The organism is uncultured Methanobrevibacter sp. (genome assembly GCF_947169325.1).
In the GTDB taxonomy this organism is placed as follows: domain Archaea; phylum Methanobacteriota; class Methanobacteria; order Methanobacteriales; family Methanobacteriaceae; genus Methanocatella.
Genome location: NZ_CAMVPN010000081.1, coordinates 1 through 10,085 on the forward strand (window position 1 = coordinate 1; position 10,085 = coordinate 10,085).

Annotated in this window: 11 protein-coding genes; 8 read left to right on the plus strand and 3 right to left on the minus strand. The window is 43.0% G+C overall.

What is annotated here, in order from left to right:
• The 3 genes from Q0W26_RS09815 to Q0W26_RS09825 form a co-directional block, all read left to right on the plus strand.
• Positions 1–512: 2-oxoacid:ferredoxin oxidoreductase subunit gamma (locus Q0W26_RS09815; protein WP_298524606.1), on the plus strand; the 512-nt coding region annotated here is incomplete at its 5' end.
• Between the two features lie 8 nt (positions 513–520).
• On the plus strand, positions 521–1,639 hold the full coding sequence (gene sucC / locus Q0W26_RS09820) for an ADP-forming succinate--CoA ligase subunit beta (protein WP_298524608.1): 1,119 nt from the start codon (positions 521–523) through the stop codon (positions 1,637–1,639).
• Position 1,640: 1 nt separating this feature from the next.
• Entirely contained in the window at positions 1,641–2,303 is a 663-nt protein-coding gene (locus Q0W26_RS09825) for a flavodoxin family protein (protein ID WP_298524611.1), read from the plus strand.
• Here Q0W26_RS09825 and twy1 read toward each other — a convergent pair.
• Complete coding sequence (gene twy1, locus Q0W26_RS09830; protein ID WP_298524614.1) at positions 2,278–3,195, minus strand: 4-demethylwyosine synthase TYW1; 918 nt, start codon at positions 3,193–3,195, stop codon at positions 2,278–2,280. The two genes, Q0W26_RS09825 and twy1, sit on opposite strands and share 26 nt — an antisense overlap.
• Before the next feature lie 131 nt (positions 3,196–3,326).
• Between twy1 and Q0W26_RS09835 the strand changes: the two genes are divergently transcribed.
• The 5 genes from Q0W26_RS09835 to Q0W26_RS09855 all read left to right on the plus strand — a co-directional run bounded on the left by Q0W26_RS09835 (position 3,327) and on the right by Q0W26_RS09855 (position 8,383).
• Positions 3,327–4,193: a hypothetical protein gene (locus tag Q0W26_RS09835; RefSeq protein WP_298524617.1), complete on the plus strand. Its 867-nt coding sequence runs from the start codon at positions 3,327–3,329 to the stop codon at positions 4,191–4,193.
• Between the two features lies 1 nt (position 4,194).
• The gene (locus Q0W26_RS09840; RefSeq protein ID WP_298524620.1) at positions 4,195–5,094 is read left to right on the plus strand and encodes a site-specific DNA-methyltransferase; all 900 of its coding nucleotides are present in this window, start codon (positions 4,195–4,197) and stop codon (positions 5,092–5,094) included.
• Positions 5,091–6,404, plus strand: coding sequence for a prephenate dehydrogenase (locus tag Q0W26_RS09845; protein ID WP_298524623.1), 1,314 nt, complete (start codon positions 5,091–5,093; stop codon positions 6,402–6,404). Before Q0W26_RS09840 ends, Q0W26_RS09845 begins: the two co-directional genes overlap by 4 nt.
• A 79-nt stretch (positions 6,405–6,483) precedes the next feature.
• On the plus strand, positions 6,484–7,152 hold the full coding sequence (tpiA, locus tag Q0W26_RS09850; protein WP_298524626.1) for a triose-phosphate isomerase: 669 nt from the start codon (positions 6,484–6,486) through the stop codon (positions 7,150–7,152).
• Positions 7,153–7,168: 16 nt separating this feature from the next.
• Positions 7,169–8,383: a phosphoglycerate kinase gene (locus tag Q0W26_RS09855; RefSeq protein WP_298524629.1), complete on the plus strand. Its 1,215-nt coding sequence runs from the start codon at positions 7,169–7,171 to the stop codon at positions 8,381–8,383.
• Positions 8,384–8,426: 43 nt separating this feature from the next.
• Here Q0W26_RS09855 and thiE read toward each other — a convergent pair whose 3' ends face one another.
• Both thiE and thiM read right to left on the minus strand, forming a co-directional pair.
• Positions 8,427–9,047: a thiamine phosphate synthase gene (thiE, locus tag Q0W26_RS09860; RefSeq protein ID WP_298524632.1), complete on the minus strand. Its 621-nt coding sequence runs from the start codon at positions 9,045–9,047 to the stop codon at positions 8,427–8,429.
• Positions 9,044–9,901: a hydroxyethylthiazole kinase gene (thiM, locus tag Q0W26_RS09865; RefSeq protein ID WP_298524635.1), complete on the minus strand. Its 858-nt coding sequence runs from the start codon at positions 9,899–9,901 to the stop codon at positions 9,044–9,046. Before thiM ends, thiE begins: the two co-directional genes overlap by 4 nt.
• Positions 9,902–10,085: the final 184 nt, after the last annotated feature.

The window sequence follows — 10,085 nt, forward strand, 5'->3', positions numbered from 1 at the left end:
AGGGAATTATTCTTGCAGGTATTATCTTAGGTAAATCTGCATGCCTTTTTGACGGCAAGGAAGCGGTTCAGACCCAATCCTATGGTCCTGAAGCTCGTGGAGGAGCTTCCAAATGTGAAGTTGTCATTTCAGATACTGAAGTCGACTACCCTAAAGTCCAAAGCCCGGATATTTTAGTGGCAATGTCAAACGAGGCGCTGGTGAAATATATAGTGGATTTGAAGGATGAGGGGACATTGATTGTAGATCCTGGAACAACCGACGTTGAGGACGTAAGGGATTTCATAGACGAGCATAATATTAAGGTTTACGAAGCTCCCGCAACAAAGACTGCTACAGACGAAATAGGTCTTAAGATTGTAGCGAATATTGTTATGGTTGGAGCTATTACAAAAATTACTGGGGTCATATCCAAGGAAGCTGCAATGAAAGCCATTGAAGCAAGCGTTCCTAAAGGAACAGAAGAGAAAAACATCAAGGCTTTCGAAGCGGGATATGCCTTAGCGGAATAGGTGTTAGAATGAGATTTTTTGAAAATGTAGCAAAACAGATTTTTAATGAGGAAGGCATTCCTATTTTAGAAGGTCACGTTGCATACTCTCCAGAAGAGGCAATGACCATCTTCTCAGAGATGAATGTTCCTGTTGTTATCAAGGCACAGGTATTGACCGGTGGAAGAGGTAAGGCAGGGGGTGTGAAATTTGCAGAAAACCCTGGTGAAGCATTAAAGGTTTCCGAACAAATTTTAGGTATGGAAATCAAGGGTGAAAAGGTAAAGCACCTTCTGGTTGAGGAGAAAGCTGAAATATTGAATGAATTTTTCGTAACAGTGTCTGTTGACAGAGGCGCCAGAAGACCTGTAATACTAGCAAGTAAGGAAGGTGGGGTTGAAATCGAAAACCTCGCAAAGACAAACCCTGAAAAGATTATCAAATATTATCCAAATCCTTTGCTTGAGTTTTTACCATATGAGGCACGTGAAATTGCACGTAAGATGGGTGTTTCATCCGATTTGATTTCACCGATTGGGGATATCATATGGAAATTATATAACGTATTTGAAAAATATGACGCCGATACAGCTGAAATCAACCCGTTGGTATTGACTCCACAGGGAATAATCGCTGCCGATGCTAAATTGGTGGTTGAAAACGATTCCCTGTTTAGGCATCAGGATTTGGTTGAAAGACTTCACTATAAAAAGAAAGCAGTCGATTTCGTTCAGCTTGACGGTGACATTGCAGTAATCGGTAACGGTGCAGGTCTGACTCTGACAGCTATGGACATGATCAAGCTCAATGGCGGAGAACCGGCAACTTTCCTTGATATTGGTGGTGGAGCTTCAGAACAAATCATCAACCAGGCATTAAGCATTGTTTTGAACTATGACCGTGTTAAAGTTGTATTCCTCAATGTTTTAGGTGGTATCACCAAGGCCGACGACGTTGCCCGTGGGGTAATCAAGGCATTGGATCAGGTCGAGCGTGACGTTCCTATCGTAATCAGGCTGACCGGTACCAACGAAGAGGAAGGCCAAAAGCTATTGGATGATGCAGGCATTCCATACGAAATCTCAATGGAAAAGGCTGCCAAAAAGGCCGTTGAACTTTGTGAAGAAATCAAGGCTGCAGGCAAATAATATGAAATTTTTCGCCATCAATGGGTCTCCCAGGAAAAACTGCAGCACCGCAAAGCTTCTAGACAATGCTCTTGAAGGAGTCAAATCAGTATTTCCCGACGCTTCAGCTGAAAGGATTGATTTGTATGACTTTCCCTTCAACGGATGCAAAAGCTGCTTTGCATGCAAGATAAAAAACGGGCGCCATTATGGCAAATGCGTTCAAAATGACGATTTGAAACCTATTCTCGAAAAGGTGGTTCAGGCTGATGGCATAATATTGGGCTCACCAATCTACTTCAGCGACGTTACAGGAAACATGAGATGCTTTTTGGAAAGGTTCATGTTTCCGTTTGTTGCATACAGCAAAACCGAAACAGTTGAGCATAAGAGGATGCCGTTGGCTTACATATACACCATGAACGCTCCAAAGGAGATATCATACCAGATTGGATACCATGACCTGCATGATCACTTTGAAATGGGTCTGAGCATGGTGTTCACCAAACCTGACCATCTCTATGTCTATGACACATATCAGTTCAAGGACTATTCAAAATACGTTTCGGATGCCTTTGATGAGGCCGAAAAAAGAAAGGTTCGCCAAACACAGTTTCCGAAAGACTTGGAAAATGCATTTGAAATTGGAAAAAAAGTAGCTATTCGAGCAGAACAACACGACTGATTTCAGATTCGTTCACCAACTCTTTACCGCACTCATCACCTATTTTTTTAGCAAATTCCTTCACTTCATCGAATGTCGGCATGTTGTCCAAAGTCAGGCGTTTACGTGATGAGCCGACGCACATGTATGCTTTGACCTCCACGAAGTCGGGGTCTGCCTTTCTGATGAGCTTGGCATATTCCTGCGGATTTTCCATGTTTCTTCCTCGAACACAGGTATTTCGTATACATGTACGGGAGTTGAAACTGGCAAGTGTTTCCAGTGATTCGTTTAAATTGCTCCAAGCATCATTTATTCTAGGTCGACACACTTCATTAAACACTTTCTCGTTAGGTGCATCCAAGGAAAGGTACAGTTGATAAGGATCGTTTTCGAGGTTTCTCAATCTCTCGACGCACTGGCCGTTGCTCACAACAAAAGTGGTGAAGTCACGGCGGTTGAACTCCCCGATGAGCTCGTCGATTTTAGGGTACAGTGTAGGCTCTCCTGCCAGTGAAATCGCTGCGTTGGTCGGGTTTTTCATTTCCTCAAGCTTTTTTGCATTGGACTTGTCGTTTCCGTAGTATCCGCAAAGCAGATTGTTCTGTGCCTTGATGGCATCGTCGATTATGGTTTTGGGCTCGTCGTATTCTTCGTCTTCCCATCTTGTTTGGGTATAGGTCAAGTCCCTCCAGCAGAATTCGCATTCCTGCTGGCAGTTCGGAACTGCAGGGGACATCTGAAGGCATCTGTGTGATTTGATTCCATAGAATTTCTCCTTGTAGCAGACTCCCTTGTCTGTGATGCTTTGACGTGTCCAGTGGCAGATTTTAACCGCCGCATGGCCGTGTGTTCCGACAAACCTGTATCCGCTCTTTTCCAATGCTTCTATTTGCTTTTCTGTAAATGACATAAAATCAAGTTAATCTTTGGTTTTGATAGTATATACATTTTTACAAGACAAAAGCAATTTCACATATGTTGAACAATATTGATTTTTATCTGTCAAATCTATTTATATGTTTAATGATAATATGTCAAATCATGAAATTATGGAATAAAAGTCAAGAAAAATTATTTTTTGTAAACTCGAAGAATTCCGCATCGCCGGAGCAGCTTTTCTACAGGACCGATGACGGAAGGTATCTTGCCTACTGGCCCAAACGGTACAGGGGAAGGAAATCAACCCTTCAGGCGAGAAATTCCCTGATAGGCGATTTCACTGAAAACTGGGTAAGCGAACTCTTCAGGGGACTGATAGATGATGACTTATGCGTTGTCCGCCAGGCCAGAATACCGTCAGTGGGAATAACGTCAAGCTCCCCTGCAGACATCGTGGTTGCAACAGACGATAAAAAGATTTTAAAGGCATCACAGGTAAAACTAATATGTGAAGTAAAGATGTCTTTGGTGTGGAACTGGCAGTACGACCCGAGCCTGGGCAATGTCCGTGAAGTAGGCGACTACCGAACCCATCAGGGAAAGCCAAGTTTCACACGTTCCGATTCGATCCTGAAGGCCATAGGCAAATGCATCGACATAAGGGTTTCAAACTTTGAGTCTGCTAAAATACCGATAGTCGTCGTTGGAAACGCCCCTCTGTCAAACGGATTTTCCAAAAAGGCGGATTATCTCAAGCACTCAGGACTGATTCAGGGATTCTGGTCACTCAATCCCTTTCCGTTGAATCACGGAAACACCCGAAAGACAACTCCGAAAGGAGGATTCATCCGATTCGACAACACATCCGAGCTCAAGATTCATCTAGGCAGGATGTTTGACCGTGACTTGAATTTCTTTTCGGGAATGGAAAGTCCGAAAAATCTCGGAAGGATGATTGAGATGGCCAACGCAGAAAAGACGCATGAAAACAAGGGTTTGAAATTTTTAAACCTTCTAAAGAGGTCTTAAGGTGGCAAGAAAAACGCAAACTTCTTCATTCGGTTCGGTTTTAAGGGAATCCCACAGCTCAAAGAAGTTCTACAACTCAAAGCTGTTTGAGGATTTCAGATTACCTAAAAAAATAGAATACAAAGAGTCAAAAATTGACAAAAAGGATTTGAACAGGCTGTATTGCAAGTCAAGCGAAAGCATGGATGAGATTCCGGACAACAGTGTCCATCTCATGGTCACATCTCCTCCCTACAATGTCGGAAAGGAGTATGACGACAATCTGTCTTTGGACGAATATCTCGATTTGCTCACAACAGTTTTCAAAGAGTCCTATAAGAAGCTTGTAACCGGAGGAAGGGCTTGTGTCAACATTGCTAACATCGGAAGAAAGCCTTATATTCCTCTTCACGCAATGGTGATTGAGATAATGCTTGATTTGGGATTTCTGATGAGGGGCGAAATCATCTGGGACAAGTCTGCAAGCGCCGGTGGGTCATGCGCCTGGGGAAGCTGGATGTCTGCCTCAAATCCGGTGCTTAGGGACTATCACGAATACATTCTCATCTTTTCAAAGGAATCCTATTCCAAAAACGGCGAGCAGGCAAAAAGGGACACAATAACACGTGATGATTTCATCCACTGGACACAGAGCATATGGACATTTCCGGCAGTAAACGCCAAAAGGATAGGCCATCCCGCTCCGTTTCCGCTCGAGCTTCCCCACCGCCTCATAAACCTCTACAGCTATGAGGGGGATGTCATACTTGACCCGTTCTGCGGAAGCGGAACGACTGCAGTTGCCGCAATCCAGAACAGGAGAAACTACATCTGCTATGACATCAACGAGGACTACATAAAACTGTCACAGAGAAGAATCGACAGCTGTCTGGAAGATATTCAAAGGGAGGAGAAAATATGAAAATGACAATAATCGGAGGATCAAGAGGCCTCGGCAGATGGATGGCCGAGCACTTGGGTGATGACTTTGACATTACCATCACAAGCCGTGATGAGCAGTCAGGAAAAGCTGTTGCAGAAGAGCTTGGCGTGGACTACTCAAGCGACAACATCGAAGCAGTCAGGGATGCCGACATCACACTTTTCTGCGTTCCAATCGAGCACATGGCCTCAACAATAGAAGATGTCGCTCCCCATGCAAAGGAAGGCTCGCTTCTCATGGACGTTGCAAGCGTAAAGACAGATCCTAGTGAGGCCCTGAAGAAATACGCTCCCGAAAATGCGGATATTCTTCCTTGCCATCCGATGTTCGGACCTAGGGTTCCAACCCTTGAAAGACAGATTATCGTGCTGGCTCCTGTGGAAGGCAGGTCAGAGAAATGGTTCAATCGAGTATATGACTATCTGACAAGAGCAGACTGTGAAATAGTCGTAACCACTCCCGAAGAGCATGACAAGTACATGAGCATCGTCCAGGGTCTGACGCATTTTTCATACATCACTCTGGCTTCAACAATAAGGAAGCTCAACATCAACGTCAAGAAATCACGCTCGTTTTCAAGTCCGGTCTATACGATAATGCTTGACATGGTAAGCCGTATAGTCTACCAGAATCCTTATTTGTATTATTCAATACAGAAAAACAATAAGGAAGTGTCAAAAGCAAGAGATGCCCTGATAAAGGAAGGAATCTACTTGTCCGAACTGATTGAAGAGGGCGATGAGGAAGACTTCGTCAAAAGCATTGTGGAATCAGCAAAGCATCTTGATGAACACGAAGATGCGCTTATAAGGTCGGACAAGGCAATCGGAATGCTTACACAAAAGGCAAATGCGCTGACAAGGATGAAGGGTATGGAAGTGGGCCTCAGGCATCAGTTTTCAGGTAATGTTCATGTAGGTGTGGTTGAAAAGGTCAGGTCAGATTTTGTAACCATCAAAAACAGCAATGGCGGAGAAATCACATTAAAGCTTTCCAAAGTCGACATAATGTCTGAAGAGGAACTTTTCGAATGGAAGAAAAACAACCTAAATCTCGAGCATTTCACTCTCCGGGTTCTGATGCCGGCATCCAGTGAGGAGAAATACCTTCTGGGGATGTTTGAAAATATCGAGCCTGTCGTAGACGTGGAAATCATAGACGTTTGCAGCGGCGGGAAGACTGACGCTTCAAAGACAGTCTACACCTTCAGATATTCCCTTTTCGACAATGCTGATAAAGGCTATGTCGAAGACTACATCAGGGGAATCGGCGCAGTAATAATGAATTGAATCATATGATTTTTGAATGGTAAATTTATTTAATAATGTAGTCCAAATATTATAGTAATAAAGTTATTGTGGGATTATTATGGATACACCAATCGTGATATTGAACTATAAAACATATCTTGAATCAAGCGGTATGAAAGCTTTGGAACTTGCACATGACTTGGAAAGCGCTGCAAGCGAGTCTGGAATCACAATGGTTGCAGCTCCTCAGGCAGCAGACATCTACAGAATCAGTCAGGAAGCTTCACTTCCGATTTTTGCTCAGCACATTGATGCAATCGCACCTGGAGGCCACACAGGTTCCAGTCTGATTAACACACTCATTGAAGCCGGCGCAAGCGGATCACTGATTAACCATTCTGAAAACAGAATGAAGCTTGCAGACATCGATGAGGTCATAAAACTCTGCAACGACAATGAAATAGAGTCATGCGTGTGCACAAACAACATCGAAACTTCAAAGGCAGTTGCTGCACTTGCACCTACTGCAGTCGCTGTCGAACCTCCGGAACTTATCGGTACAGGAATTCCAGTTTCCCAGGCACAGCCGGAAGTCGTTGAGGACACAGTCAAAGAGGTCAAGGCCATCAACAAGAAAATCAAGGTATTGTGCGGTGCAGGAATCACAACAGGCGACGACATGAAGGCCGCAATGGATTTGGGTGCTGATGGAGTGCTGCTCGCATCAGGAATTATCAAGGCAGAAAGCCCAAAGGACGCTTTACTGGATTTGGTAAGCAAATTATAGTTTTTAGAGTGAGAAAATGGCTGAATTTAATACTATTGATGATTTTGATTTGGAAGACAAGACAGTGCTTGTAAGGGTGGACATAAACTCTCCTGTAGATCCAGGTTCAGGACTTATTCTGGATGACACCAGGCTGAAGCTCCATGCAAGAACAATCAAGGAACTCTCCAACAAGGGTGCCAAAGTCGTAATTCTGGCACATCAAAGCCGTCCGGGCAAAAAGGATTTCACAACTTTATCCCAACATGCAGATGCGCTGTCTGAAATATTGAACCTGAGGGTCAGATATGTGGACTCTCTTTTTTCAAGCTCTGCAAAAGAAGCTATCCGTAATCTCAAACCTCATGAAATCCTGCTTCTTGAAAACGCACGTTTCTTTTCAGAAGAAACACTTTCAAGAACTCCTGAGGAACAATCCAAAACAATACTCGTAAGACACTTATCCCCTTTAATTGATTATTATGTAAATGATGCATTTGCGGCCGCCCACAGGTCACAGGCATCACTTGTAGGATTTACAGTCAACACACCTTCCGCCGCAGGCCGTGTGATGGAAGAGGAATTGACAGTCATTCAAAACGCACTTGACAATGTGGAACATCCATGCGTATTTCTGCTTGGAGGAATGAAGCCCGAAGATTCAATCGACGTTATGGAAAACGTGCTCGGCAACGGCACTGCAGATTCAATACTCACAACAGGTATTGTCGGAAACATAGTGTTGTGGGCCGCAGGCGTGGATATAGGTCAGGTCAACAAGGATTTCATAGCCAGCAGAGGTTATGAGGACATGGTTGAAAAGGCAAGAGAACTCATTGAAAGATTCGGAGACAAGGTAAAGTATCCTCTTGATGTAGCATGTGAAATCGACGGTCAGAGAGTTGACATTGACAATGATAAAATCCCTAATGAAGCTATTTTTGATATAGGCATAAAGACCATTGCATTCTATGCAAAAGAAATCAGGGATGCAAAATACATTTTTGCAAACGGTCCTGCTGGAGTGTTCGAAGACCCTAAATTCGCAATGGGTACAGAAGACCTGATAAACGCTATGGCATCTTCGGAAGGATTTTCACTTATCGGCGGAGGACATATTGCAGCAGCTACCGCAGGGCTTGGTCTTGAAGACCAGATGAGCCATTTAAGCAGTGGTGGTGGAGCTTGCATCAGTATGCTTGCCGGTAAAAAATTGGCCGCTGTAGAAGCGCTTAAAAACAGTAAAAAGTAAATTATTTACTTTTTTTATCTCTTTTTTTTAAAAATAGAAAAAATCAGCTATTAAAAATCTTTAATAGCTCTTGTGATGATTTTTTAGGATTTTCGGAACTCATAATTGCACTTACAACAGACAATCCCTTGATTCCGGTGTCTGCTAATTCGGATGCATTTTCAAGAGTAATGCCTCCAATAGCCACAACGGGAATGTCAATTGATTTTACTATTTCTTCAAGTTCCTCTTTTGTCACTGAATCTGCATCATCCTTGGTTTGTGTTGGAAATACTGCACCTGTTCCGATATAGTCTGCACCATCCTTTTGGGCCTTTTTTGCCTCTTGGACAGTTGCCGCTGAAACTCCTAGAATCTTTTCTTCGCCGATGAGTTTTCTTGTAACGTCGCAGGGCATGTCTGACTGTCCGACATGGACTCCGTCGGCATCAACGGCCATTGCAATGTCGACCCTGTCGTTAATGATAAGTGGAACATCGTATTTTGTGGTTATTTCCTTGACCTTCAGCGCCAAGTTATAGAAATCAAGAGTGTCTGCAGTTTTTTCCCTGATTTGAACTACAGTCACTCCTCCTTTTATTGCCTCTTCTATGGTATTGAGGAATTTTTCCACATCATCGCTTTTGTCTGTGACAAGGTATAGTGATAAGTCTAGATTTTTCATAATATCTTCACGTTTGATTCGGTAATCAGGCTTTCTGCATTGGTTTTGTAGAGATAATCGATTAGATATGCTCTAAATGAACCTGTTCCTTCATCATTTTCATCAACTTTGGCTCTTGCCTTTTCGCCTGCAAGGTTCATTGCCAATATTGCAACAAGGCTTCCTTCAAGAGGTGCTGATCCTCCAACACATGTTCCGACGATTGATGAGAGCATGCATCCGCTCCCGGTAATCAGCGGCATCATGTCGTCGCCGTTGTCAATTGAAATGACTGTTTCGCCATCGCTTAGAATGTCTATCGGACCGCTTGCAAGGATTGTTGTGTTTAATTTTGCTGCAGTCTCTTTGATGATTTCTCCGTTCGCCTCAAGGTTTTCTTCGGTGATGATGTCATCCACATTGACGTCAACGCCTTTTGCGGTGTTGTTTTCATCGATTACTCCAATTAATTTTGCAATCGCTTTGATTTCACTGATGTTTCCTCGAATTGCGGCCATCTTGTAATTTTCAATTAAATCTAAAGTGGTTCTGTTTCTAAGCTCGGTTACTCCGACGCCGACAGGATCCAATACGATTGGGGTGTTTGTCTTGTTTGCTGTTTCGGCGCTTACCTTCATGGCAGCCACCTGGTCTTTGCTTAGTTTTCCTATGTTTATGACCAATGCATCAGCTATTGTCACTACCTCTTCCAGCTCTTCTACGTCCTCTGCCATAAATGGTGATCCTCCAATGGCGAGAACAGCATTTGCACAATCGTTGATGGTTACTGAATTTGTTATACAATGAGTTAATGGATTTTTTGATTGGATTTCATTTAAGGTTTCTTCAATGTTGTCTAAAATATTATTTGTCATGATTATTAATTATAAATTATTTAATATTTATATTTTAATGTAAAATTTTCTTTAAAGTGTTGAATTATAGTAAAGTATTTAAATAACTTTGTCACATAAATATTAGTGTTCTATAATATTAACAATATTGCCTCGGTGGCTCAGTCTGGTAGAGCGCGAGACTTGTAATCTCGTGGTCGCGGGT